The sequence below is a fragment of the Streptomyces sp. SID12501 genome, assembly GCF_010550245.1.
Taxonomy (GTDB): Bacteria; Actinomycetota; Actinomycetes; order Streptomycetales; family Streptomycetaceae; genus Streptomyces.
This window is the reverse complement of the sequence record NZ_JAAGLU010000769.1, coordinates 1-423: the sequence shown is the minus strand read 5'-3', so window position 1 is coordinate 423 and position 423 is coordinate 1. Positions and strand designations below refer to the sequence as shown.

Below are 423 nucleotides of genomic sequence, written 5' to 3'. Positions count from 1 at the left end.
TTGGCGTAGACGACCTCCGCCTTGCCACCCGTGAGCTCGCTGATCTTCTTCTCGATGATCGGCCGGTCGAACTTCTCGTAACGGGCCGTCTGGTTCTCGGGGAGGAGCAGACCTATCTTCAGGTCGTCGCCCTTCTTCTCCGAGCCCTGTTCGGCCTTGTCGCCGGTCTCCTTGGCGCTCCCACAAGCGGCAAGCGAGATCGCCATCGTGGTGGCGGCAACGGCAACGGCGGCACGACGCATACGCGTGTTCATTCTCGAACCTCCCTGACGAGGCCGCGACGTTGCGGCCGAGGTGGCTGGAAGTCAACTCGGCCGCAGCTTCAGCGTCAAGGAGTAAATCCTTAACGAGATGACAACGGTGCCATTCGTTATCTAAGTGAAGGCAGGAGTCGCTGCGGGGAGGGTGCTCTCCAAAAGGGTT

Annotated in this window: 1 pseudogene; it reads right to left on the bottom strand. The window is 61.0% G+C overall.

The features are described 5' to 3' along the window. A pseudogene (locus G3I71_RS48375) lies at nt 1-254 on the bottom strand (ABC transporter substrate-binding protein); the annotation flags it as partial. Nucleotides 255-423: the final 169 nt, after the last annotated feature.